General features: G+C 71.3%; 23 protein-coding genes. 8 read left to right on the top strand and 15 right to left on the bottom strand.

Annotated features, from left to right (window positions below; translation table 11 throughout):
• The first annotated feature begins 130 nt into the window (after positions 1-130).
• The 3 genes from ABD080_RS11185 (at position 131) to ABD080_RS11175 (ending at position 2583) form a co-directional block, all read left to right on the top strand.
• A complete protein-coding gene (locus ABD080_RS11185; RefSeq protein WP_343904945.1) occupies positions 131-787 on the top strand; it encodes a TetR/AcrR family transcriptional regulator in 657 nt (218 codons plus the stop codon).
• 205 nt (positions 788-992) lie between these two features.
• Entirely contained in the window at positions 993-1799 is an 807-nt protein-coding gene (locus ABD080_RS11180; protein WP_343904943.1) for a GH25 family lysozyme, read from the top strand.
• A 34-nt stretch (positions 1800-1833) separates the two neighbouring features.
• Positions 1834-2583 (top strand): queuosine precursor transporter, encoded by a 750-nt coding sequence (locus ABD080_RS11175; protein ID WP_343904941.1) that lies wholly within the window; start codon positions 1834-1836, stop codon positions 2581-2583.
• 91 nt (positions 2584-2674) lie between these two features.
• Here ABD080_RS11175 and ABD080_RS11170 read toward each other — a convergent pair whose 3' ends face one another.
• From ABD080_RS11170 to ABD080_RS11150, 5 genes are all read right to left on the bottom strand, one after another.
• Complete coding sequence (locus ABD080_RS11170; RefSeq protein WP_343904939.1) at positions 2675-4036, bottom strand: ABC transporter substrate-binding protein; 1362 nt, start codon at positions 4034-4036, stop codon at positions 2675-2677.
• Between the two features lie 84 nt (positions 4037-4120).
• Positions 4121-5050 carry a carbohydrate ABC transporter permease gene (locus tag ABD080_RS11165; protein ID WP_343904937.1) on the bottom strand — a complete coding sequence of 310 codons (930 nt, stop codon included), beginning with the start codon at positions 5048-5050 and terminating at the stop codon, positions 4121-4123.
• Positions 5047-5973 (bottom strand): carbohydrate ABC transporter permease, encoded by a 927-nt coding sequence (locus ABD080_RS11160; RefSeq protein ID WP_343904935.1) that lies wholly within the window; start codon positions 5971-5973, stop codon positions 5047-5049. The genes ABD080_RS11165 and ABD080_RS11160 overlap by 4 nt, the downstream gene beginning before the upstream one ends.
• Positions 5974-6208: 235 nt before the next feature.
• Positions 6209-7135, bottom strand: coding sequence for an endonuclease/exonuclease/phosphatase family protein (locus ABD080_RS11155; RefSeq protein WP_343904933.1), 927 nt, complete (start codon positions 7133-7135; stop codon positions 6209-6211).
• Positions 7136-7332: 197 nt separating this feature from the next.
• Complete coding sequence (locus tag ABD080_RS11150; RefSeq protein ID WP_343904931.1) at positions 7333-7527, bottom strand: hypothetical protein; 195 nt, start codon at positions 7525-7527, stop codon at positions 7333-7335.
• A gap of 35 nt (positions 7528-7562) precedes the next feature.
• On the opposite strand from ABD080_RS11150, the gene ABD080_RS11145 reads away from it, so the two are divergent.
• Positions 7563-8294 (top strand): DinB family protein, encoded by a 732-nt coding sequence (locus ABD080_RS11145; RefSeq protein ID WP_343904929.1) that lies wholly within the window; start codon positions 7563-7565, stop codon positions 8292-8294.
• Positions 8295-8363: 69 nt separating this feature from the next.
• Here the strand turns inward: ABD080_RS11145 and ABD080_RS11140 are convergent, their stop codons facing one another.
• The 9 genes from ABD080_RS11140 to ABD080_RS11100 form a co-directional block, all read right to left on the bottom strand.
• Complete coding sequence (locus tag ABD080_RS11140) at positions 8364-8978, bottom strand: GNAT family N-acetyltransferase (RefSeq protein ID WP_343904927.1); 615 nt, start codon at positions 8976-8978, stop codon at positions 8364-8366.
• Between the two features lie 69 nt (positions 8979-9047).
• Positions 9048-9626, bottom strand: a complete 579-nt coding sequence (locus tag ABD080_RS11135) for a CG0192-related protein (protein WP_343904925.1) — start codon at positions 9624-9626, stop codon at positions 9048-9050.
• A 31-nt stretch (positions 9627-9657) separates the two neighbouring features.
• Positions 9658-10584: a transglutaminase-like domain-containing protein gene (locus tag ABD080_RS11130; protein WP_343904923.1), complete on the bottom strand. Its 927-nt coding sequence runs from the start codon at positions 10582-10584 to the stop codon at positions 9658-9660.
• Between the two features lie 92 nt (positions 10585-10676).
• The gene (locus ABD080_RS11125) at positions 10677-11540 is read right to left on the bottom strand and encodes an ABC transporter ATP-binding protein (RefSeq protein WP_343904921.1); all 864 of its coding nucleotides are present in this window, start codon (positions 11538-11540) and stop codon (positions 10677-10679) included.
• Entirely contained in the window at positions 11537-12472 is a 936-nt protein-coding gene (locus tag ABD080_RS11120) for an ABC transporter ATP-binding protein (protein WP_343904919.1), read from the bottom strand. Before ABD080_RS11120 ends, ABD080_RS11125 begins: the two co-directional genes overlap by 4 nt.
• Positions 12469-13473: an ABC transporter permease gene (locus ABD080_RS11115; RefSeq protein WP_343904917.1), complete on the bottom strand. Its 1005-nt coding sequence runs from the start codon at positions 13471-13473 to the stop codon at positions 12469-12471. The genes ABD080_RS11120 and ABD080_RS11115 overlap by 4 nt, the downstream gene beginning before the upstream one ends.
• A gap of 1 nt (position 13474) precedes the next feature.
• Positions 13475-14485, bottom strand: a complete 1011-nt coding sequence (locus ABD080_RS11110; protein ID WP_259359932.1) for an ABC transporter permease — start codon at positions 14483-14485, stop codon at positions 13475-13477.
• 8 nt (positions 14486-14493) lie between these two features.
• Positions 14494-16347 (bottom strand): ABC transporter substrate-binding protein, encoded by a 1854-nt coding sequence (locus ABD080_RS11105; protein ID WP_343904914.1) that lies wholly within the window; start codon positions 16345-16347, stop codon positions 14494-14496.
• Positions 16348-16499: 152 nt separating this feature from the next.
• Positions 16500-17522, bottom strand: coding sequence for a LacI family DNA-binding transcriptional regulator (locus ABD080_RS11100; RefSeq protein ID WP_343904912.1), 1023 nt, complete (start codon positions 17520-17522; stop codon positions 16500-16502).
• 227 nt (positions 17523-17749) lie between these two features.
• Between ABD080_RS11100 and ABD080_RS11095 the strand changes: the two genes are divergently transcribed.
• The gene (locus ABD080_RS11095) at positions 17750-18553 is read left to right on the top strand and encodes a TSUP family transporter (RefSeq protein ID WP_343904910.1); all 804 of its coding nucleotides are present in this window, start codon (positions 17750-17752) and stop codon (positions 18551-18553) included.
• Positions 18554-18636: 83 nt separating this feature from the next.
• Positions 18637-19698, top strand: a complete 1062-nt coding sequence (locus ABD080_RS11090; protein ID WP_137770821.1) for a PAC2 family protein — start codon at positions 18637-18639, stop codon at positions 19696-19698.
• Positions 19699-19716: 18 nt separating this feature from the next.
• Here the strand turns inward: ABD080_RS11090 and ABD080_RS11085 are convergent, their stop codons facing one another.
• A complete protein-coding gene (locus tag ABD080_RS11085) occupies positions 19717-20514 on the bottom strand; it encodes a transglutaminase-like domain-containing protein (protein WP_343904908.1) in 798 nt (265 codons plus the stop codon).
• Between the two features lie 147 nt (positions 20515-20661).
• Between ABD080_RS11085 and ABD080_RS11080 the strand changes: the two genes are divergently transcribed.
• Together ABD080_RS11080 and ABD080_RS11075 are read left to right on the top strand one after the other, a co-directional pair.
• The gene (locus tag ABD080_RS11080) at positions 20662-21801 is read left to right on the top strand and encodes a Gfo/Idh/MocA family protein (RefSeq protein ID WP_343904907.1); all 1140 of its coding nucleotides are present in this window, start codon (positions 20662-20664) and stop codon (positions 21799-21801) included.
• Positions 21802-21888: 87 nt separating this feature from the next.
• Positions 21889-22890: a sugar phosphate isomerase/epimerase family protein gene (locus ABD080_RS11075; RefSeq protein WP_343904906.1), complete on the top strand. Its 1002-nt coding sequence runs from the start codon at positions 21889-21891 to the stop codon at positions 22888-22890.
• Positions 22891-22917 lie beyond the last annotated feature (27 nt).

Genomic DNA, 22917 nt, shown 5'->3' with positions numbered 1-22917 from the left:
GCGGCGCACTCGATGCACGAGTGTACGCACATTCGATACACAAATGTATCGATGGTCTAGACTGCGGAGGAACACGATCACCGGTCTCCTCGACGTCGAGGGGGCCTCCCCACGAGGAGCCTCCACCCCCATGACCGACCTCTTCGAGCCGCTGCCCTCCTCCGCGGGCACGCGCCGGAAGGAGAACACCCGCCAGCGCCTGGTGCAGGCCTCCCTCGACGTCTTCGTCGACAAGGGTGTGGACGGCGTCACGGTCGACGACATCGTCAAGGCCGCCGGCTTCACCCGCGGGGCGTTCTACTCGAACTTCTCCAACAAGGAGGAGGTCTTCCTCGCCCTGTTCTCCTCGGTCACGGACGAGCTGCTCACGATCCTGCGCACCGAGGTCGAGGGCGCGATCCCCGTCGCCGCCCCGGACCCGTGCCTGCGCGAGGACCCCGACGCGGCCGTCCTCGTCGCCGCCTTCGAAGCGCTGCGCCCCTACTCGCGCCAGTGGTACCTCCTCTACACCGACGCGGTGACGCACTCCCTGCGCGAGGCGGAGATGAGGGCGGCCCTGTCCTCGGAGCTTGGCCGGCTCCGCGACGCCGTGGCCCGCCTGCTCGCGCGCGGCATGGAGCAGAACGGCGAGCGCAGCCGGCTCCCGCTGCCGGATCTCGCCCAGCTCCTGGTCGGGATCTTCCTGGACCTCATGCTGCGGGAGCTGCTGGACGGCCGGGAGGACGTCACCGAGCTCGCCGCGACGACGATCCTCGGCACGCTGCACGCCTTCCTCGAGCCCGCCTGAGGCCCGGGGCACGCGCGCCCGGCATCGCGGACGTCCGGCAGGGCCCGCCCGGTTCGCCCCGAACCTCCCGGAGATCAGCGACCGACACGCCGGGGCGGGAGCCTGACACGGGCGGGACGAGGGAGCGGCCCCTAGGGTCGACCACAGGTGCGACGCATGTCGCATCCGCCCTTCCCCCGCGTCCCCGCTTCCCCAGGAGACACCGATGGCTCCCTACCGCCCCAAGCACCTCACCGCCCCCGCGCCGCCCGCCGCCTCCTCCGGCGCCGACGCCGGCCGGCGCTCGCTCCTCCGAGGGGGCGTCGTCGGCGCCGCCGCCCTCGGGGTCGGCGCGACCGCCCTCGCCGCCCCCGCCGCCCAGGCCGCCGGCATCTACGGACAGGACGTCTCCGGCTGGCAGTCCTCCGTGGACTGGGAGGCGCAGGCCTCCGCCGGCTCCCGCTTCGCCTACGTGAAGGCCTCCGAGGGCGTCACCTACCGCAGCTCGACGTTCAACGAGCAGTACACCGGCGCCGGCCGCGCCGGTCTCGTGCGCGGCGGCTACCACTTCGCCCGGCCGGACCGCAGCGGACCGGAGAAGCAGGTCGAGAACTTCCTCGGCGCCGGCGGCGGCTGGACCGACGACGGCATCACGCTCCCCGGCATGGTCGACTTCGAGGGCTACTCGGGTCTCCCCTCGGACTACGGGCTCAGCCAGCAGGAGCTGCGCCAGTGGATCATCGGCTTCCTCAGCGCCTACAAGGACGCCGTCGGCCGCCGCCCCGTCATCTACACCAACGCCCACTGGTGGGACGACAACGTGGGCATCTGGACCCCGTCGAACACCCCGCTCTTCCTCGCCGCCTACCAGTCCTCCGAGCCGACGAACCTGCCCGGCAACTGGTGGGCGTGGGAGCTGTGGCAGTACTCCGAGTCCGGCCCCTTCGCGGGCGACTCCGTGAAGTGGCACGGGGGAGAGAGCTCCTTCGAGTCCTTCGTGAGCGACGTCGACTACACGGCCCGGGGCATCTGACGTCGCGGGGGAGCGGGCTGTGTAGCCTTCCCCGGTGACCACGACAGACGCATCCACGACCACTGGACGCCCGGCCGGCGCCGTCTACGCCGACCGGGGGTCCTCCCACTTCGACATCCTCCTCGCCGCCATGGTGGCGGTGGTGATCCTCTCCGGCATCGGCGCCGCCAAGGGGGTCAGCTTCGGCACGGTCCCGGGGACCGGGCTCGAGATCATCACCGACGGCGGGTTCATCCTCTTCCCCCTCGCCTACGTGCTCGGCGACATCGTCACCGAGCTGTACGGCCCCCGCACCGCACGCCGCGCGATCATCGTCTCCTTCGCCGCGAGCATCCTCGCCTCCCTCAGCTACTGGGCGATCATCGCCCTGCCGCCGTTCCCCGACGACTACGGCCTCGCGAAGCAGGAGGCCCTCGAGCTCGCGCTCGGACCGGTGTGGATCGTCGTCCTCGCCGGTCTGGCCGGCTTCGCCTGCGGGCAGAGCCTGAACTCCTTCGTCGTGGGCCGCATGAAGCAGCGCCTCGGCGAGCGCGGGCTGATCGGCCGGCTCTTCACCTCCTCCGGGCTCGGCGAGCTCGTGGACACGATCATCTTCTGCACCATCGCCTCCGCGGCGATCGGCATCACGACCCTCGAGCAGTGGGCCCAGTACACGGTGCTCGGCTTCCTCTACAAGGTCCTCGTCCAGTACGCGATGATCCCGGTGACCTCCGCGGTGATCCGCTGGCTCAAGCGCACCGACCCCACCTACCAGGCGCGCCTGCGCGACGCCGCCGCGGCCTGAGCGCCCCTCACCTGACGCGACGGCGCCCCCGGCCGTGGCCGGGGGCGCCGTCCCTGCTCGCGCGGTGCCGCCGCTCGCGGCGGGCGGGAGGTCAGGAGAGCTTCGGCTCGACCTGCTTGGTGTAGATGTCCTGGAGCTTCGTCTGGAGGTCCGTCATGGCCTTCTCGACGTCGCCCTCCTCGGTGAGGATCGAGCCCACCGCGGTCGCCATCTCCTGATCCGCACCGGGGAGGAACACGCGGGCGTAGTCCTGGGTGCGGGTGACCTCGAGCTGGTCGATCGCGGTCTGGATCTGCGGCGTCTTCTCGAGCAGGGCGGAGACGTCGGCGCTCTTGCGGATCGGCATGTAGCCGGTCGCCCCGGAGAACGCGACGGTGGACTCCGGGCGGCCCATGAACTCGATGAGCATCGCGCCGGCGAGCTGCTGTTCGGGCGTGATCGCGGAGGGGACGCCGAGGCCCGCGCCACCGGTCGGGCAGACGGGGCCGTCGACCGGGCCGGCGGGGAGGAAGCCGACGCCCACGTCGAAGCTCGCCGCCTCGAGCACGCCCACGAGCGAACCCGTCGAGGCGATCGTCGTCGAGCAGACGCCCGCGGCGAAGGTGTCCGCCGAGTCGCTCGAGGCGACCTGCGCCCAGCCGGCGGAGTGGACCGTGTCCTGCACCCAGGTCATGGCCTCGATCGTCTTCGGGTCGGAGACCGTCAGGGTCCAGTCGTCGGACCACGCGGTGCCCTGGCCCCAGAGCACGTTCTGCAGGGTCCAGCCGGCGTAGCCCGCGAGGTCGGGGTACATGTAGGCGACGTCCCCCTGGGTGAGCTTCGGGGCCCACTCCTCGAACTCCTGCCAGGTCTTCGGGGCGCGGTCGGGAAGGCCCGCCGCGGCGAAGTGGTCCTTGTTGTAGTAGAAGAGCGGCGTGGAGCGGCCGTAGGGGAGCGCCCACTGCTTGTCGTCGTACTGGTAGTCCGCGACGAGGGAGTCGCGGTAGTCCGCGATGTCGATCCCGATCTTCTCGATCATCGGGTCCAGGGCGGCGATGTTGCCCTCGAGGAAGTAGCGGAACCACCACACGTCGGAGAGCACGACGACGGCGGGGAGGTCGTCCTTGGCGGCCTGGGCCGTCTGGAAGCGCTGCGCGATCTCCTCGTAGTTCGAGCCCGCGGTCACGTGCTTGACGGTGATGCCGGTCTCCTCGGTGAACTTCTTGATGAGCTCGGCCTCGACGTCCTTGGAGCCGCCGGGGTGACTGGTCCAGAAGGCGATCTCCGTCGCGGGCTCGACGGAGGAGAAGTCGGTCTCCTCGGCGGCCGAGCCGCCGTCGCTGCCCCCGGAGCCGCCGCCCACGGAGGGCCCGCCGCAGGCGGCGAGCGCGAGGGCGCCGGCGCCCGCGGCGCCGAGCCCGATCAGGGAGCGCCGCGTCGTGGAGGCGGTGAGGGGGCGGGGGAGTCCGGTCATGGTGGGTGTCCTTTCGGGACGGGAGGTGGTGACCTGCAGGGGTGACGACGGAGGGAGACGTGCGAGAGGGCGCGCGGGGGACGGTCAGCCGGTGACGCTGCCCTGGGTGAGCCCCGAGACGATGTACCGCTGGAGCGCGGCGAAGACGAGCAGCACGGGGATGATGACGACGACGGTGCCGGCCATGAGGATCCCCCAGCCGGACCCCGTGTTCCCCTCGGAGTTCTGCAGGGCGGTGAGGCCCACGGGGAGGGTCATCATCGAGGAGTCGGTGGTGATGATCAGCGGCCAGATGTAGTCGTTCCACTCGCTGACCACGGTCACGAGGGCGACCGTCGCGATCGAGGGCAGGGAGATCGGCACGACGATCCGCCAGATGCTGCCCCAGTGGCCCGCGCCGTCGAGGCTCGCGGCCTCGAGGATCGAGGGCGGGATCGTGAGGAAGTGCTGGCGCAGCAGGAAGGTGCCGAAGGCGGTGCCGAGGCCCGGGAGGATGATGCCCCAGTAGGTGTTGACCCCGCCCCATCCGGCGATGAGCACGTAGTTGGGCAGGATCGCGACCTGCGGCGGCACCATGAGCGCCACGAGGATGCCCACGAAGATGATCCGCTTGGCGGGGAAGCGCACGAACACGAGCGCATAGGCCGTCATGATCGCGAGGGTGACCTTGAGGGTCGCCCCGATGACGGTGACGATCACGGAGTTCAGGAAGAACCGGGGGATCGGCACGGAGGTCATCGCGACCCGGTAGTTGTGCAGCGTCGGATCCGAGGGGAGCACCACGAGGTCCGTCGTGAGGATCTCCGACGGGGACTTGAACGAGCTGATCATCATCCACAGCAGCGGCAGCACCACCACGGCGGTCGCGAGGATCAGCGGGACGTAGCCGGTGAGGATCGTCGCGGCGAGGTTCTCGCGGGAGAAGGGGCCGCCGCGGCGGCGGATCGGTCTGGGCGGCGGATCGCCGACGGGCGGGGTCACGGCGCCGGGGGAGGTGGTGGCGGGGGCGCTCATGCGTAGTGCACCTTCTTCTCGACGAACCGGACCTGCACCACCGTGATGACGATGAGCATGAGGAACAGGACCACGGAGATCGCCGCGGAGTACCCGGCGCGCGAGTAGCCGCCGAAGGCCTGCAGGTAGCTCTCGAAGATGAGGGCGTTGGTGCCGCGTCCCGTGGGCGTCATGATCCGGAGGATGTCGAAGGCCTGGAGGCTGCTGAGCATCGTCGTGATGAGCAGGAAGAAGGTGGTGGGGGAGAGCAGCGGCAGGCTGATCGACCAGAACCGTCGCAGGGGGCCGGCGCCGTCGAGCGCGGCGGCCTGGAGCACGTCCTGCGGGAGCGACTGCAGGCCGCCGAGGTAGACGATCGCGCAGTAGCCGAGGTTCTTCCAGATGTACACGACCATGACCATGACCAGCGCCATCGTCGGATCGTTCATCCACTCGGGGCTGCTCAGGCCGAGCTGGCGGAGGAACCACGCGAGCACGCCGAAGTCGGGATCGAAGATGAACAGCCAGACCAGGCCCACGCCCACGCCGGAGAGCACGTAGGGCGCGAAGGCCGCGGAGCGGGCGATCGCGGTGCCCGGGATCCGCGCGTTCAGCGCGAGCGCCAGCAGCAGCCCGAGCACCATCGACCCGCCCACGGTGACGAGCGTGAAGACCACGGTGATGCGGATGCTCGCATGGCCCGCCGGCGAGGTGAAGAACTCGACGTAGTTGCCCAGCCCGATGAAGGTCGCGTTCGCGGAGCCGAGCGTCCAGTCCAGCATCGAGTAGTACACGTTCGTCAGCAGCGGCCGGTAGGTGAACAGTGCGATGAGCACGATGTTGGGCAGGGCGAGGGCGAGGAACCAGATCGCGTCGCGGCGTCCTCGGGCCGTGAGTCCCCGGCGCCGCGGTGGCGCCCCCTGACCGGTGGTCGTGCTCGACATCCGCTCCTCGTTCCGTCCGGGGCCGCCCGATCGGCGGCCGTTCGCCATCACAGGTGACGGGAATGACCGGATCGGGACGGCCTGTCGACCGGGAAGGGACCGGGACGGGAACGTCCGATGAACCACGCCGTCCACCTGTGAGGAGTCTGACACCATGCCCCGCTTCGAGGGCGGGTGTCTGAGAAATTGCAGGTCACGGACAGGTCACGGCGGGCAGAGGAGCGGCGGGCGAGGATCAGGGGAGGGCGATCAGCGTCTGCACGGGCGCATGGTCGGAGGGGTAGCGGCCGTCGGCGTCCCGCCACACGTTGATCGCCGTGCGCAGGGCGCGCACGCCGTCGCTCGTGCAGATCCAGTCGATGCGGTCGTTGCCCTCGACCGGGTCCTCGTAGCCGGGGAACGTGCCCCAGGCCGGGGTGAGCCGCTCCTCGGCGCTGTCCCAGGTGTCCAGCAGCGGACCGTCGGTCACGAGAGTCGTGTACGCGCCGGAGTCCTGGGCGGGGGAGTTGAAGTCGCCCGTGAGGATCAGCGGAAGCCCGGCGAGCTCCTCGTCCTCCAGCAGCGCCGAGATCGCCTCGCCGCTGCGGATCCGCGCCTCCTCGGATCGGTGGTCGAAATGGGTGTTGACGTGCACGAGCTCGGTGCCGCTGCGCAGATCGCGCAGGTGCGCCCAGGTGACGATGCGGGTCACGGTGTTGCCCCAGGTGGCGGAGCCGATGACGTCCGGCGTGTCGGAGAGCCAGAACTGGTCCCAGGCGAGCACCTCGAGTCGCGTGGCGTCGTAGAGGATCGCGGAGTACTCGTCGCGGCTGCCGCCCTGGCGGCCGTAGCCGATCATGCGGTGCTTCGGCAGCGCCTCCTCGAGGGCGCCGAGCTGGGAGAACTTCGCCTCCTGGACGCCGAGCAGGGTGGGCTGCTCGCGCTCGAGGAGCTCCACGAGCAGCGGCCGACGCTCGGGCCAGTGGTCGGCGTCGCCCGACTGGGTGTTCGAGGAGTTGTCCATGCGGATGTTGAAGGTCATCACGTGGAGCTGGTCCTTGCGGGCCTTGCCGATCAGCGCCTTGCCGGAGCCCGACGGCGCGGCCTCGGCGGGGACGGCGACGGCGGCGAGGCCGGCGGCGGTCGCGGTGGTGAGCAGGGTGCGGCGCATGAGGGTGGTCATCCTTGGTCTCCGGTTCCGTCAGAGCGGGTGCGCGTCACGGTCGGTCGCGACGCCGAGCCCGTCGACCCTGACGAGCGGTGGTGAACGGGGCGTGCACCGATCATGTCCCACGTGGGACGACGGGACGGCGAGTTCCGCAGGATCCGGCGTAAGGAGCCGTGCCACCCCGGGAGCCGCCGCAGCCCGTTCACCGCTTCTCACCCCTCGTGAGTAACGCCGATAATGTACGTTATGTAAAGTTGAGTGAAGAAGAGGGCTCCCCTCGCCGACGCCACGACGCCACGACGCCACGACGCCACGACGCCACGACGCCACGACGCCACGACGCCACGACGGATCATCCTCCGTCCCTTGACCTTCCCACGGCGCGTGACGAGGCTGGACGCGACCACGCAGGATCCTGCCCGGCACCACACGAGGCGGCACCATGAGCACCATCGAGAACAGCCGCGAGTTCACGGGCGCGCGATTCCTCCGCACGAGCTTCCGCGGGGCGACGCTGCGCGGGTGCGACATCAGCGACGTCACCGTGCGCGGCACCGAGCTGAACGGGCTCGACCTCGACAGCCACGACCTCGCGCTCGGCACGCTGCTCGTCAACGGCGTCGACGTCGTGCCGTTCGTCGAGGCGGAGCTGGACCGACTGTTCCCCGGCCGCGCCCTGTCCCGATCCCGCACGCCGGACGGGCTGCGCGAGGGCTGGGCCGCGGTGCAGGACGCCTGGCAGGCGACGCTCGAGGCCACTCCCCCGGAGCTCGTCGACGCGCACGTCCCGGACGAATGGTCCCTCGCCCAGACCCTGCGGCACCTCATCCTCGCGACCGACGCCTGGCTGGGCGGCGGGATCCTTGGCGAGGAGCAGCCGTTCCACGAGATCGGCCTGCTCTTCACGGGCGCCTCCGAGATGGGCGTGGGCACCTCCATGTTCCGCGCCGACACCCCCTCCTTCGAGGAGATCCTCGCCGTGCGGGCCGAGCACCAGCGGCGGGTCACCCGCTTCCTCGAGAGCGTCTCCCCCGCTCAGCTCGACGAGGAGCGGGCGGACCCGTGGGGCTCGACCCTCTGGCGACCCACCGTCGGCGACTGCCTGCGGACGATCCTCGAGGAGGAGTGGGCGCACCTGCGTTACGTGCGCCGCGACCTCGCGCTCCTGTCCTGATGCTGCGACCTGGCCTGATCCCGCACCCGGGCCGGCGCACCTCGACGCAGCGCGTGCCCGATCCCGCCCTCAGGCCGGGGCGACGACCCGCCGCATGACCGTGTTGAACTTCCCCTTGGGCCTCACGAAGTCGAAGCCGGCGCGCTCGTAGACGCTCTGCGTGCCGTTGTAGAGGAACGAGGCGGAGACCTTCTTCTCCCGCGGCACGTGCGGGTACCCCTCGACCACCCCTCCGCCGTCCTGGGCGATGAGGGCGAGCGCCCCGTCCAGCGCCCGGGTCACGAGTCCGTGCCGTCGGAAGCGTCGATCAACGAAGATGCAGGTCACGCGATAGTCAGGCTCGGACTCCCCCGCATTCTCGAGGTCGGTGAGGTACTGCTGGCGATGATGCAGGCCGGGGAGCTGCCCCGGCGTCCCGTACTCGGCCCAGGCGACTGCCTCCTCACCGCCCGCGTCCTCACGGATCACGAGCGCGGCACGTGCGACACCCTCCTCGACGAGCCTGCGCTTGAACTCCCGGTTCCCCTCGGCGCCCGGTGCACGCTCCCCGTCATCGGGATGGAAGTACGTGCACCAGCAGCCCCCGAAGATCCCACCGTGCCGCTCCACGAGGGCGTCGAACAGCTCCCAGCTCTCGACGGAGAGCGGGCGGATCGTCGTCGGACCCGGGTCGACGGTGGCCATGCGGGCGACGCTACTCCGTCCCGGACCCTGCGTTCCAGGGTCCGGGGATCACGGCGTCCGGGGGCCCGCTCAGCAGGAGGCGACGACGCCGCTGCCGGCGTGCTCGCCGCTCCAGGTGGCGACCAGCCGCACCGCGCCGTCGAGGCCACCCACCGTGCGCGCCACGGTGAAGGGCTCGCCGTCCTCCATGAGCGCGGTGAGGCTCGGCGCCTCCTCGCCCTCGTCGGTCTCGAGGTGCAGCAGCACGGACTGGGGACGGTGCTCGACGAGGGTCTCGCCGTCGTACACGTCGAGCTCTGCCTGCTGCTGCTCCCCGGCGAGCGCGCGGGCGAAGCAGTCGATCGCGACCTCGTCGCCGAGGCCGTCGTAGACGAACCTCTCCCCCAGCACCGAATGCTGCATGGTGCCCACGAAGGCGTCCTCGGCGTCGTCGAGGGGCGCGGCGCGGTAGGTGAGCGGCAGGTGGAACACCGAGTCCCCGGCCTGCACGAGATGGCACTCGACGCCCACCTCGCCCGTCGGATCGTCGAAGCGGTAGGCGCCCAGCACGGTGATCTCGCCGCCGTCGCCCCAGCTGCGGTCGGAGAGGAAGGAGTGCAGGATCTCGGGCTTGGTGGGGCTCAGATCGGCCCGATGGATGATCGCCATGCCCCCACGGTACGGGGCGCGCGGCGCGCCGTCACCGCAGGCGCACCGTCACGGCCTCGTCGGTGACGGGAGAGTGGCGGACCACCTCGGCCCCCGGGTGGAGACGGGCGTCGGAGGAGTAGAGCGCATGGAGCTCCGCCTCCGCCTGATCGCTCCCGGCGTCGGCGGCGGCGAGCAGCGCAGCGGCGCGGTCGAGCACGTCGAGCAGCGCCGGGTCCATCGCCTCGCCCGGCCCGGGCACCCCGCCCCAGGAGTCCCACAGCAGCAGCTCGTCCCCGTAGCGGTGGGCGAGCTCCCAGAGGAGCTCCGCGAGCACGAAGCCCTCGCCGGCCAGCTCCGGGATCCCCGGCGCGACCCCGTGGTCCGACGGGTCCAGCCGGCCCTCACGCACCAGGCGGAAGGTCTCCCCCGCGGTCACGAAGCCCGCGCCACCGTGCTCGAGCACCTCCACGTCCAGGTCCAGGGGGTCCGGCAGCAGCCCCCAGGCCGGGTCGACCTCGGGGTCGAAGCGTCGCCAGCGGGCGCCGTCGTGCCACTCGGGGACGACGTGGTCCGCGTGCCATGCGGGCACGAAGTAGTCGGCGAATCCCACCCGGCAGCGCGCCGGGACACCGTGGTGGCGCAGGATCGCGACAGCGAGCAGGGAGTGGTCAAGGCAGCAGCCCTGCAGCCGCTCCCCCACCGGCCGCTCCGCGTCCAGGGGCCGGCCGTCGTGGCGGCGCTGATCGGTGGCGAGCATGTCGGCGACCCAGCGCAGGTCGACGTCACTGCGGGTCGCCGCCGGCAGGTCGGCCTCCTGTCCCCGGTAGTGGGCGCCGAGGTTCCGCACGACCTGCCCGATCTCGGCGGGTCGCGGCGGCACCGCGTCGAGCAGCCTCGCCCAGGGCCCGGGGTCGGAGGTGGGGATGTGCCGCGCCCAGTCCGCGGGGACGGGAGGGGCGCTCAGCGTCATCGCCATGGCGGCAGTATGCGCCCCGGCCCGCCGGCACGACAGGGCCCGGCGGGCGCGGGGTCTCCCCCACGCCCGCCGGGCCCTGTCGCGCCGGTCGCTCAGGCGTGGTGCTTGAGGCTGCCCCGGAGGTCCGGGACGTCCGCGAGCAGGCGCTTGGTGTACTCCGCCTGCGGCGAGAAGATGACCTCCTCGGTGCTGCCCCGCTCGACGACGACGCCGTGCTCCATCACCGCGACGCGATCGGCGAGGTAGCAGGCCTGGCCGATGTCGTGGGTGATGAACAGGACCGTCAGGCCCAGCTCGTGGCGCAGGTCGTGGAGCACGTTGAGGACGTTCACGCGCAGCGACGCGTCGAGCATGCTCGTCGCCTCGTCCGCGAGGAGGACCGTCGGCCGCATCATGAGCGCACGGGCGACCATGACGCGCTGCCGCTGCCCACCGGACATCTGGTGCGGGAACTTGTGCAGCGCCTCCTTGGGGGTGAGGCCCACGTAGCCTAGGCACTCCTCGATGAGGTGATCGCCCTCCTCCTTCTCCACGCCCGCGAGCTTGAGGCTGCGGCGCAGCAGCGAGCCCACGGTGAAGAACTGGTTGAAGGAGGCGAAGGGGTCCTGGAAGACGGCCTGGACCTCGGACCAGTAGGACCGCAGCTCCTGGCCCTTGATCCTCGTGACGTCCTGGTCGCGGAAGCTGATCGTCCCGGAGGTCGCCGGCATGAGCCGCAGCAGCATCCGCGCGAGGGTCGACTTCCCGGAGCCGGACTCCCCCACGACCGCGAGCACGCTCGAGGCGGGGAAGTCGAGGCTCACGGAGTCCACCGCCGTGATGCTGCCGCCCGCGACGCTGAACGTCTTGGTCAGGTCGCGGCAGGACAGCAGCGGGGTCCCCGCCTCCGAGCGGGTGATCATCCCGCCCGCCTCGGCGCCCGGGGACGCGTCGGGGGCGGTGGTGCTCTCGGTCATCGTGCCTCCTCCGTGCTCGGTCCGGGGACGGGTGCCCCGCCCTGGGCGCGGTCGCGGCCGCGCTCCCGGGTCTCCGCGGTCGGGTCCAGCACCGAGGAGAGCAGCTTCTTGGTGTACGGATGCTGCGGGTCCTCGACGAGCTGGCGCGTGGGCCCCATCTCGACGATGGAGCCGGCGTTCATGATCGCGAGCTTGTCCGAGACCTGCGAGAGGACGGGGAGGTCGTGCGTCACGAAGACGACGCCGGACATGATCCGCTGCTCCACCATCGCCAGCAGCATCTCCACGAGCATGCGCTGGCTGGAGACGTCGAGGGCGGAGGTCGGCTCGTCCGCGATCAGCAGCCGGGGGTCCAGCAGCGTCGAGATCACGGTGATGACGCGCTGCTTCATCCCGCCGGAGAGCTGGTGGGCGTACGAGTCGAGCACGCGCACCGGCATCTCGAGCATCTTCAGCCGATCCCGGGCCCGGTCCAGCGCCTCGTCCTTCGAGACACCGGTGCGGTGGGCCCTCATCACGTCGTGGACGAGGCTGCGGATCCGCACCGTGGGGCTGATCGCGTTCATCGCCCCCTGCGGCAGCATCGAGACGGTGCTGCCACGGTAGGGGCGGTGGCGCTTGACGTCCGCCGCCGAGAGCGTCGAGAGGTCGATGACCTCGTCGTCGATCTCGAGCGTGCCGGAGAGCACGTACAGCGGCGGGGTCGCGATCATCGCGAGGGTGTTGCCGAGCGTCGTCTTCCCGCAGCCGGACTCGCCGGCGAGGCCCAGGATCTCCCCCTCGCCGAGCTCGAGGGAGACCCCGTCGACGGCGGTGAAGTCCTGCTCGCCACCGCCGTACACGGAGCGGACGTCGGTGACCCGGGCGAGCAGACCCGAGCGGTCCTTCGTCCCTGCCGATGCGGGGGCGGGCGGGGTGGTGGCGTGGCTCATGCCGCTCCTCCTGCGCTGGTGGGGACGGGCCGGGGCTCGGCGACGGGGACCTGCTCGCCGGCGGCGAGCGCGGCGGCCTCCTTCGCGCGGCGGGCCGCGGCCTGCTTCATCTGCTTCTTCTTGCCGCGCCGCAGGCGGGGGTTGAAGACCTCGTCGAGGCTCGCCTGCAGCAGCAGGAAGCCGAAGGAGACGAGGGTGAGCACGATCGTCGGCGGCAGGAAGGCCCACCATGCGCCCGTGGCGACCGCCTGGAATGCGAGCGCCCAGTGCAGCTGGGTGCCCAGCGAGTCCGTGCCCGAGGGGCCGAGGCCCAGCATCGACAGCGCCGACTCGGCGAGGATCGCGCCGGAGACCTGCAGCACGAAGGCCATCACCGCGTAGGACAGGATGTAGGGCAGCACGTCCACCAGCAGGATGCTGGGCAGCCGCGCCCCGGAGAGCCGGGCCACGTCGATGTGCTCGCGGGTGGCGACCGAGGAGGCCTGGGCGCGCACGGCGCGGGCCGTCCAGGGCCACGCCGTGATGCCGATGACCACCGCGAGCGACCAGATGCTGCTCTGCGGCAGCGAGATCGAGATCAGGATCAGCACGATGATCGAGGGGATCGCGAGCACCACGTTGGTGATGCCCATGAGGACCTCCTCGACCCAGCCGCCGACGAAGCCCGCGACCAGCCCCACGGCGACGCCGATCGCGGTCGCGATGGACCCCGCGACGAGACCGATGATGAGCGAGGTGCGGGTGCCGGCCATGAGCACGGCGAGCACGTCGTGCCCGAAGTTGTCCGTGCCGAGCGGGAGCCCGCCGCCGGGGGCGTCGTACAGCGAGCCGACCTTCTCCCCCGACCCCGTGGGGTAGAGGAAGCCGGCGAGGCCGAGCACGACGACGGCGACGACGATGACCAGGGAGACCCAGAACCGGGTGGAGAAGTTGAAGCTGCGGAACGGGTTGCTGCGGGGTGCCGACTTCTCGTCGGTCACCGGTGCGTTCGGAGTCGACATGTCACTTCTCCCCGGACTTGGCCGCGCGGATCCGCGGGTCGACGAAGCCGTAGACGATCTCCACGGCGAAGTTGGCCAGCAGCACCGCCACGGTGATGATCAGCGTGATGGCCTGGATCACCGGGTAGTCGTTCTGCGAGATCGCGTTGAACAGCAGCGTGCCCACCCCGGGGTAGTTGAAGACGAGCTCCGTGATGAGCGCGCCGCCCACGAGGGTGCCGATCGACAGCGCGAGCCCCGTGATCTGCGGGAGCATCGCGTTGCGGAAGATGTACTTCGTGATCGTGTTGTCGCGGATGCCCATGGCCCGGGCGTAGTTGACGTAGTCGCCGCCCAGCTCGTAGATCGCCATCGAGCGCATGCCCACGGCCTGCCCGCCGATGAAGACGATGACGAGCGACAGGAACGGAAGCCAGTAGTAGCTCACGGCGTCCCAGAGGAACTCCGCGCTCAGCTCCGGGGTGAGCCCCAGCGAGTACGCGCCGCCCACCGGGAAGACCCCGGCGACCACGGCGAGCACGTACAGCAGCAGGATCGAGAGGCAGTAGTACGGCATCGAGGAGAGGAACAGAGAGCTGGTGAACACGCTCCGGTCCCAGTTCCCGCCGCGGAACGCCGCGATCGCGCCGACGAGGTTGCCCAGCACCCAGCCGATGAGGATCGCGGGCAGCTGGACCGCGACCGACCAGGGCAGGGCCTGGCCGACGAGGTCGTTGACGGAGGCGGGGTAGTTCGCGAAGGAGGTGCCGAGGTCACCGGTGAACACCTTCCCGAGGTACGTGAAGAACTGCTCCCAGAGGGGCTTGTCGAGCCCGAACTCCGCCACGTAGGTCTCGTAGATCTGCTGCTGTTGCTCGCCGGTGATGGAGCCGCCGCGGGTCAGGTTCGAGACGATGACGTCCACGGGGTTGCCCGGGACGAGCCGGGGCAGCAGGAAGTTCAGACCCACTGCTGCCACCAGCGCGACCAGGTACCACCCCGTCTTCTGCAGGATGTATCGGCCGAGGTTCACGGGTGCCCTCAGCCGCCGATCTTCTTGAGCTTGAAGATCCAGCCGTTGCCGGCGCCGCGGAACATCGGCGGCGCGTAGTCGTTCTCCTCGGTCGGGAAGTTCGACCAGTTGGTGGCGTTGAACTCGAAGAACTCGTCCGGCCGGTACATGAGCGGGAAGGCCGGGACCTCCTTGCGGTACAGGTCGTCGAGCGCTCCGATGGCCTCCTTCTTGGCGGCGTCGTCGGCCGCGGCGGCCGCGGCCTGGAGCAGGTCGTTGACCTCCCCGTTCTCCCAGCGCCCGTAGTTGCGGTAGGCGGTCTGTCCGAGCTCGACCATGTCGACGTTGCTCATGACGTCGCTGAACCGCTGCCACGGGGTGGAGGGGTTCGTGCCGGCCACGTACCAGCAGGCGAGGTCGAAGTCGCCGTTCTGGATGGAGGTCGTGACCTGGGCCTGCTGCGGGAAGTTCGTCGCCGCGTCCACACCGATCGCCTGGAGGTTCTTCGCGACGATCTCGAGCGCCGCGTTCCAGTCGGTCCAGCCCTGCGGGGTGATGAGCTTCCAGGGACCGAGCTTCACGCCGTCCTTGGCGTAGAAGCCGTCGGAGCCCTTCGCGTAGCCGGCGTCCTGGAGCAGCTGCTCGGCCTTCGCCGCGTCGAAGCTCCAGCCGTCCGCCTTCGCCTTCTCGGCGTCGAGGAAGGCGTCCTCCGCGCCGCCGGGGATGACGAGCGAGGCCTGCACCTCGGCGGAGTAGCCGGACATGGCGGTCTCGGCGATCGAGCCGTAGTCCACGGCGTGGGCGAGGGCCTTGCGCACGGCGGGGTCGTCGAGGCCGGGCTTGGTGGTGTTGATGAGCAGCATCGGCATCGAGCCGGGCGTGAAGTAGGGCTTGTCCTGCAGGTAGGTGCCCACGGGCTTGCCGCCCTCCCACATCTTCCACAGCTGCGGGACGAACTGCTGGATGACATCGAGCTCGCCGTTCTGGAACTTGAGGTTGCCGTCCTCGTTGGACTTGAAGATCGGGTGGATGATCTTCGTCATCGGCGGGAGGCCGCCGTAGAAGTCCTTGCCCCAGTAGCTCTCGTTGCGGGCGAGGATGATCTGGGTCTGGTCGGCGACCTCGAGGGTGAAGGGGCCCGTGCCGAGCAGCTCGGTGGTCTCCCAGGTGGCGAGCTTGTTGCCGGTCTCCTCGGCGGCCTTCTCGAAGACGGCCTTGGGGACGATGAACTGCTGGGCGAGCTGGGTGAGCACGCTGCCCACGTTCTTGCGATCCTTGTTGATCGCGACGTTGATGGTGTTGCCGTCGGCCGTCATCTCGTCCGCCTCGATCCAGAAGGAGGCGATGCCGAGGCTCGGGTCGATCTTGCCGAGCTCGAAGGTGTAGAGGACGTCGTCCGCGGTGAACTCGGTGCCGTCGCTCCAGGTGATGCCGTCCTGGAGGGTGAGGGAGACGGAGTCGGTTCCCTCGGCCTTGTACTCCTTCGCGAGGCCCGGGAGCAGCTCGCCGGTGACGATGTCGAAGCGCAGCAGGGTCTCATAGACGTACTGGGCGACGTTGCCGGAGGCGGGCCAGGCGGGGGCGCCGGCGAAGGTGTTGAAGTTGGTGGGCGGGCTCCACTGGAAGCCGGCGATGTAGAGCTGATCCGCCGCGTCCCCCTTGCGGCCGCTGCCGGCCTTGCCGTTGTTGCCGACGCCCTGGAGGTCGCCGCCGTCGTCGGAGCCGCCACCGGCGCCGCCGCCGGTCGCGCCGCCGCAGGCCGCCAGGGCGGCCGCGCCGCCCACGGCGCCCGTGACGGCGAGGAATCCGCGCCGCGTGGAGGGCAGCTGCGGGAGGAGGCGGGAAGAAGAAGGGGAACTGCCGAGCGTGCCGCGATGGGTCATGGTGGCCACTGCCTCTCTGGGTGGGCTCCGCCGTTGGAGCCGCGGATCGACCTTGATCCGTTGAAGAGAAAATAGGCCCTGACGACCAATAAATACCCGTGACACGGGTCACGAACCGGTCACGATCGCAACCGGTTTCGGTGACCGTCCGGTCACCCGCTCCCCCGCACCACCATCCCACCGGGGCCGATGGCCTCCGTGAGCGTTCCCTCCTCGATGTGGCGCACCAGCAGCCTCGCGAGCAGCCGGCCCGCCTCCCGCGTGTCGCGGTGCAGCGCCGTGATCGCCGGGCTCGTCACCGTGCAGAGGATCGAGTCCTCGAGCGCCACGATCGCGAGATCCTCGGGCACCCGCACCCCGTCCCGACCGAGCTCCACCAGCAGCTGCGCGGCGAGCAGGTCGTTGTCGACCACCACCCCGCGGCACCCTGCCTCGCGATGCAGCGCGAGCACCTCCCGCGTCCACCGGGACACGTCGTGCTGCTGGTAGTCCGAGTGGAGCACCGAGGCGCCCACTCCCGCCGCACTGCAGCGCTCGCGGAATCGCCGCTCGCGGGCCATCACGTGCTGGAACTGGGGCAGGCCTCCGAGGTACAGCAGGTGCCGCCCGGCGTCCTCCGGGAGCTCGTCCAGCGCCGCCATCAGCCGCTCCAGCACGAGGTCCATCCGCAGATCCTCGTCCACTGCGAGGCGCGAGATCATCGGCGAGAGCGGGGAGCTCGCCATCGCCGCGGCCGCGAGACCGTTGTGCTCGACCACCGCCGTGCGGGGGTCCTCGAGCCGGGCGTCGAGCAGGAACACCCCGTCCACCCGCCGCTCCGCAGCCCAGCGTGCGAGCAGCTCCGACTCCGCCTCGACATCCGGCACGAGCTGGATCAGCAGGGCGCGGTCCGTGAGCGCGAGCTCCTCCTCGAGCCCCGCGACCATCGCCATGAAGAAGCTCTCCGTGCCCACCGTCTCCGAGCTGCGCGCGAGGGCGAGGCCGAACACCCCGGTCGACGCCCTCGACAGCGCCCGCGCCGCGTAGGAGGGCGTCCACCCCAGCGCCGCGGCCGCCGCCGCGACCCGCTCCCGGGTCGACGCGGAGACCCCGGTGACGCCGTTGAGCGCCTTGGAGGCGGTCCCCTTGGACACGCCGGCCTCACGGGCGACGTCGGCGAGCGTGGGACTGGGCACGACGGCGCTCCTCTCCGAGGCGACGGCGGTTCACCGGGGCGGTGGTGGGCTCACGGTAGGCGACCGGACCCCGCGGCGCGCGCTGTTCGCGCCCGGTCCCGGTGCCCCGCACCTCGCCGCGCGCCGGGTCAGATGATCATCGCACCAGGTGGGCGCCCTCCCTGCCAGGGGACAGCGGTACCTGGATCATGGCCGCTCCCCTGCCGGCGATCCCTTACTGTGCACGGGTGCCCCTCCTCGACCAGCTCGCCGACCTCGGCACCCTGACCCTCGTCCTGCTGATCGCGGCGGCCTTCGTCGCGGGGTGGGTGGACGCGGTCGTGGGCGGAGGCGGCCTCGTCCAGCTGCCGGCGCTGCTGACCGGCCTCCCGGCGGACACCTCGACCGCGACGGTGCTCGGCACGAACAAAGTCGCGAGCGCGGCGGGCACGGCGACCTCGGCGCTCACCTATGTGCGCCGGGTGACGCCGGTGCTCGCGACCGTCCTGCCGCTCGTGGTGTGCGCGCTCGCCGGGAGCGCCGCGGGCGCCGGTCTCGCCTCGTTCATCCCCCGGGCCTGGATGACGCCGATCGTGCTCGTCGCGATCCTCGCGGTGGGCGCCTACACCCTCCTGCGCCCGACGATGGGGCTCGTGCACCGCCCGCGGCACGAGGGGCGCAGGCACGTGCTGCGGGCCGGGGCGATCGGCGGCGGCGTGGGTCTGTACGACGGGGTGCTGGGACCCGGCACCGGCTCGTTCTTCATCATCGCGATGGTCGCGTGGCTCGGCTACGGGTTCCTCGAGGCGAGCGTGCACGCGAAGATCGCGAACCTCACCACGAACATCGGCGCGCTGCTCGTCTTCGGGCTGCAGGGTCAGGTGTGGTGGCTGCTGGGGGCCGTGCTCGCGGTCGCGAACCTCACGGGCGGCTACCTCGGCGCGCGGCTCGCGCTGCGCTTCGGATCGCGCTTCGTGCGGATCGTGTTCCTCGTCGTGACCGGCGCGCTCGCGATCCGTCTCGGAGCGGACACCGTGGCCCTGCTCACCTGAGCACCGAGGGCGTCCCAGGGGGAATACGCCGCAGTGAGGTCTCGTTGCAGGAGACGTCTTCACCTGTCCTCGAGGAGGTCATCATGGATGCCACGACCCTGTTCAGCTACGAGAGCCATGTCGACTCCCGGTCCCTGCGCGGGCGCACGCTGCTCGTGACGCTCGGGGCGTTCTCCGACGCCGGTTCCGTGCAGGACCTCGTCGACGACCACCTCCTGAACTCGCTCTCGAGCCGGGTCGTGGGCCGCCTGGACATGGACCAGGTGCACGACTACGCGGGGCGCCGCCCCGAGGTGACCCTCGAGCTCGACCACTTCGCGGACTACGAGCGCCCGGAGATCCTGCTGCACGAGGTCATCGACCCCGATGGCGAGCCCTTCTTCCTGCTCACCGGGCCCGAGCCGTCCTTCCAGTGGGAGCGCGTCGCGAGCGCGCTGCGGATCGTGGTCGATCAGCTCGGCATCGAGCGCACGCTCCTGCTGCAGGGCTTCCCCGCGCCGGTCCCCCACACCCGCGAGCTCCCGGTGACCCGTTTCGCCGGCAGGCCGGACTCGATCTCCGTGCGGCGCACGATGCCGGGCACCTTCCGCCTGCGCGCGCCGTTCACGGCGCTGCTGACGCTGCGCCTCGCGGAGTCCGGTCACGACGTGGTGGGCCTGGTCGCGCACGTGCCGCAGTACCTCCACGACGCGACCTACCCCGATGCCGCGATCGCGCTGCTGCGCGCGGTGCGCGAGGAGAAGGGCCCGGAGCTGCCGGTCGGCGCGCTCGAGTCCCAGGCGATCCCCGTGCGCGAGGCGATCGCCTCCCAGGTCGAGGAGCAGGAGCAGCTCCAGGAGATGGTGCACGGCCTCGAGCAGCGGTACGACCGGATGATCACCGCCGGCGTCACTGCGGAGGTCCCCTCGGCGGAGGACATCGCCGCGGAGGTCGAGCAGTACCTCGCGGGGCTCGACGAGGACGCATCGGACGTCCCGGCAGACGGCGCCGACGCGACCGACGGCCCCCAGGGGCCCTTCGGCTCCGCGGAGGGTCCGGCCACCGAGCCGCGCCCGACCACGGAGGAGCTGCCGGAGACCGACGAGGGCACGGCCGCCGAGGAGCACCGGGCTCCCGAGGACGACGAGGGGCACTCCCCCGCCTGATCCCGGCCGCGGGGTCCGTCAGCGCAGGACGACCGGCTCGTCCCAGCGCTCGACGGGGAGCTCCGGGTCCACGACCGCGGAGACCTGCATCGCGGTGAGCTGCACGTCCCCGGTGAGCGTCGTCATGAAGGCGGTCTCCGCGGCGTCCTGGCCGCTCGCGATCGCCACCATCGAGGCGCGCGGCGCGAGATGCGTCGCGTCGAGCACGCGCCACGAGCCCTCGACGAGCGCCTCGACCACGAGGTGGAAGTCCATCGGCGAGAGCCCCGGCGCGTAGACGGAGGTGCAGCGCGCCGGGATCCCGCTCGCCCGCAGCAGCGTCGCGGTGAGATGGGCGTAGTCGCGGCACACCCCCTTCCGGGACATGTAGGTGCTGCGCGCGGAGTCGGAGATCGTGCTGGAGCCGGGCACGTAGTCGAGGTGGCCGTGGACCCAGTCCACGACGGCGCGGGCGGCGCCGAGGCCGGTCCGCTCCCCCACCACCTCCGGGGCGATGCGACCGAACTCGTCCACCTCGCAGTAGCGCGACGGCCGCAGGTGCACCACCGCGTCGACGGGCTCGGGCTCCGGCACGGGCGCCGGCCCCACTCCCGTCGCCGTGTAGGTGATCTCGAGCGTCCCCGCGGGCAGCGGGCCCAGCACGTGCAGCCGGTTCCCGGCCGGGTCGCGGCTCTCGACGACGCTCGCCGGCTTGCCGCCCGCGGTCACCGTGAGCTCCTCCTCGGCGATCGGCGCCCGGGAGACGGCGACCAGCAGCGCCACCTCGGTCCCCTCGACGACCTCGGCCCTCATCCATGCCCGCACGTTCCGCTTCACCGTCCCAGTGTGCGGCACGGGCGCCGCGGGAGGGAACGCGCCGGGGCGCGGGCCGCCCTTGGTCAGGAGTGATCCGCGGCATAGTGTGGAGGCCCTGCAGCGATGTCCCGTCGCGCCGCCCCCTCCACCGTCGCAAGGAGCAGCTCCATGCCCCTCCCCGCCGATCGTCCCCTCGGCGTCGCCCTCGTCGGATACGCCTTCATGGGCCGAGCCCACTCCCAGGCCTGGCGCACCGTCGGCGCCGCCTTCGACGGCCCGCCCGTGGCGCGCAAGGTCCTGGTGGGCCGGGACGAGGAGGCCGTCGGCGAGGCGGCCGCGCGGCTCGGCTGGGAGGAGCACGCGACGGACTGGCGCGCCGTGCTCGAGCGGGAGGACGTGGACGTCGTCGACGTCTGCACGCCCGGCCACCTGCACGCCGAGATCGCGATCGCCGCGCTCGAGGCGGGAAAACACGTGCTGTGCGAGAAGCCGCTCGCCAACGACACCGCCTCGGCCGAGCGCATGGTCGCCGCCGCGGAGGCCGCCCGGGCACGCGGGCAGGTCGCGGCGCTCGGCCACACCTACCGGCGCGTCCCGGCCCTCGCCCACGCCCGTGACCTCGTGGCGCAGGGGCGCCTCGGCGAGATCCGCCAGGTGCGCGCCTCCTACCTCCAGGACTGGCTCGTCGACGAGCAGGCGCCGATGAGCTGGCGCCTGCGCGCGGAGACCGCGGGCTCGGGCGCCCTGGGCGACATCGGATCCCACGCGATCGACCAGGTCCAGTTCCTCACCGGGCAGCGCGTGAGCGCCGTGCGCGGCCGCCTCGCGACGATGGTCCCCGAGCGGCCCGGCGCGGACGGGCCGGAGCAGGTCACGGTCGACGACGCGGCCTGGGCGACCCTCGAGCTCGACGGCGGGGCGATCGCCTCCGTCGAGGCGAGCCGTATGGCCACGGGCCGCAAGAACGCGCTCACCCTCGAGCTGTACGGGACCCGCGGGGCGCTGCGCTTCGACCTCGAGTCCCTCGACGAGCTGTGGTTCCTGGACACCACGGTGCCCGTGACCGAGCAGGGGTTCTCCCGGATACTCGTGACCGAGCCCGAGCACCCCTATCTCGAGGGCTGGTGGCCTCAGGGCCACATCCTGGGCTGGGAGAACGCCTTCACGAACCAGGCCCACGACCTGCTCGCCGCGATCGCCGGCGGCGAGGCCTACGCCCCTGACTTCGCCGACGGCCTCGCCCTCCAGCGCGTGCTCGACGCGGTCATCGCCTCCGACGCCGACGGCGGCCGCACCGTCACCCTCTGACCCGGGAGCCCGGCTCCCCCGGGGCGGGCCCCTCGCTCGTCCTCCCCCTGTCCTGCCATCGACCACCCTGCGAAGGAGCACTGCAGTATGGCGCACCCCCACACCCTCTTCACCGGCCAGTGGGCCGATCTCACCCTCGACGAGGTCGCGGAGCTCGCGGCCGGCTGGGGCTACGACGGCCTCGAGATCGCCGTCTCCGGCGAGCACCTGGACGCGAGCCGCTGGGACGACGAGGAGTACGTCGCTGAACGCCTCGGGATCCTCGAGAAGCACGGGCTGAAGGTCTGGACTATCTCCAACCACCTCAAGGGCCAGGCGATCTGCGACGACCCGATCGACTTCCGCCACGAGGCGATCGTCGGCCCCGCCGTCTGGGGCGACGGCGACCCCGAGGGCGTCCGGCAGCGGGCGGCGGAGGACATGAAGAACACCGCCCGGCTCGCCCAGAAGCTCGGGGTGGACACCGTCGTCGGGTTCACGGGCTCGAGCATCTGGAAGTACGTGGCGATGTTCCCGCCGGTCCCGCAGGACGTCATCGACCAGGGCTACCAGGACTTCGCGGACCGCTGGAACCCGATCCTCGACGTCTTCGAGGAGTGCGGGGTGCGCTTCGCCCACGAGGTCCACCCCTCGGAGATCGCCTACGACTACTGGACCACGCAGCGCACCCTCGAGGCGATCGGGCACCGGGAGTCCTTCGGTCTGAACTGGGACCCCTCGCACTTCCTGTGGCAGGAGATCGACCCAGTCTCCCTCATCACGGACTTCGCGGACCGCATCTACCACGTGGACTGCAAGGACATCCGGGTGCGCATCACGGGGCGCAACACGCGCCTGAGCTCGCACCTGCCCTGGGGAGATCCGCGCCGCGGCTGGGACTTCGTCTCCTTCGGCCGCGGGGACGTGCCGTGGGACGCGGCCTTCCGCGCCCTGCGCTCGATCGGCTACGAGGGCCCGATCTCCATCGAGTGGGAGGACGCGGGCATGGACCGTCTGCACGGCGCCGCGGAGGCCATCGAGGTGCTGCGCCGCTTCGACTACCCGACCTCGGAGACCTCCTTCGACGCGGCCTTCAGCTCACCCGCCTGACGGCCCGCCGGGGCGGCCTGCCACGGC

The sequence above is a fragment of the Brachybacterium rhamnosum genome (genome assembly GCF_039526185.1).
Taxonomy (GTDB): domain Bacteria; phylum Actinomycetota; class Actinomycetes; order Actinomycetales; family Dermabacteraceae; genus Brachybacterium; species Brachybacterium rhamnosum.
Note: the sequence above shows the minus strand (reverse complement) of the source record. Positions and strands in the feature narration are given on the sequence as shown.

What these genes read in the sequence shown, in the direction of transcription:
- ABD080_RS11135 (WP_343904925.1), bottom strand. Translation starts at nt 9,626, where the DNA reads ATGGCGATCATCCATCGGGCCGATCTGAGCCCCACCAAGCCCGAGATC.
- ABD080_RS11075 (WP_343904906.1), top strand. Translation starts at nt 21,889, where the DNA reads ATGGCGCACCCCCACACCCTCTTCACCGGCCAGTGGGCCGATCTCACC.
- ABD080_RS11160 (WP_343904935.1), bottom strand. Translation starts at nt 5,973, where the DNA reads ATGTCGAGCACGACCACCGGTCAGGGGGCGCCACCGCGGCGCCGGGGA.
- ABD080_RS11170 (WP_343904939.1), bottom strand. Translation starts at nt 4,036, where the DNA reads ATGACCGGACTCCCCCGCCCCCTCACCGCCTCCACGACGCGGCGCTCC.
- ABD080_RS11080 (WP_343904907.1), top strand. Translation starts at nt 20,662, where the DNA reads ATGCCCCTCCCCGCCGATCGTCCCCTCGGCGTCGCCCTCGTCGGATAC.
- ABD080_RS11155 (WP_343904933.1), bottom strand. Translation starts at nt 7,135, where the DNA reads ATGACCACCCTCATGCGCCGCACCCTGCTCACCACCGCGACCGCCGCC.
- ABD080_RS11165 (WP_343904937.1), bottom strand. Translation starts at nt 5,050, where the DNA reads ATGAGCGCCCCCGCCACCACCTCCCCCGGCGCCGTGACCCCGCCCGTC.
- ABD080_RS11130 (WP_343904923.1), bottom strand. Translation starts at nt 10,584, where the DNA reads ATGGCGATGACGCTGAGCGCCCCTCCCGTCCCCGCGGACTGGGCGCGG.
- ABD080_RS11125 (WP_343904921.1), bottom strand. Translation starts at nt 11,540, where the DNA reads ATGACCGAGAGCACCACCGCCCCCGACGCGTCCCCGGGCGCCGAGGCG.
- ABD080_RS11105 (WP_343904914.1), bottom strand. Translation starts at nt 16,347, where the DNA reads ATGACCCATCGCGGCACGCTCGGCAGTTCCCCTTCTTCTTCCCGCCTC.
- ABD080_RS11090 (WP_137770821.1), top strand. Translation starts at nt 18,637, where the DNA reads ATGGATGCCACGACCCTGTTCAGCTACGAGAGCCATGTCGACTCCCGG.
- ABD080_RS11120 (WP_343904919.1), bottom strand. Translation starts at nt 12,472, where the DNA reads ATGAGCCACGCCACCACCCCGCCCGCCCCCGCATCGGCAGGGACGAAG.
- ABD080_RS11180 (WP_343904943.1), top strand. Translation starts at nt 993, where the DNA reads ATGGCTCCCTACCGCCCCAAGCACCTCACCGCCCCCGCGCCGCCCGCC.
- ABD080_RS11115 (WP_343904917.1), bottom strand. Translation starts at nt 13,473, where the DNA reads ATGTCGACTCCGAACGCACCGGTGACCGACGAGAAGTCGGCACCCCGC.
- ABD080_RS11145 (WP_343904929.1), top strand. Translation starts at nt 7,563, where the DNA reads ATGAGCACCATCGAGAACAGCCGCGAGTTCACGGGCGCGCGATTCCTC.
- ABD080_RS11185 (WP_343904945.1), top strand. Translation starts at nt 131, where the DNA reads ATGACCGACCTCTTCGAGCCGCTGCCCTCCTCCGCGGGCACGCGCCGG.
- ABD080_RS11140 (WP_343904927.1), bottom strand. Translation starts at nt 8,978, where the DNA reads ATGGCCACCGTCGACCCGGGTCCGACGACGATCCGCCCGCTCTCCGTC.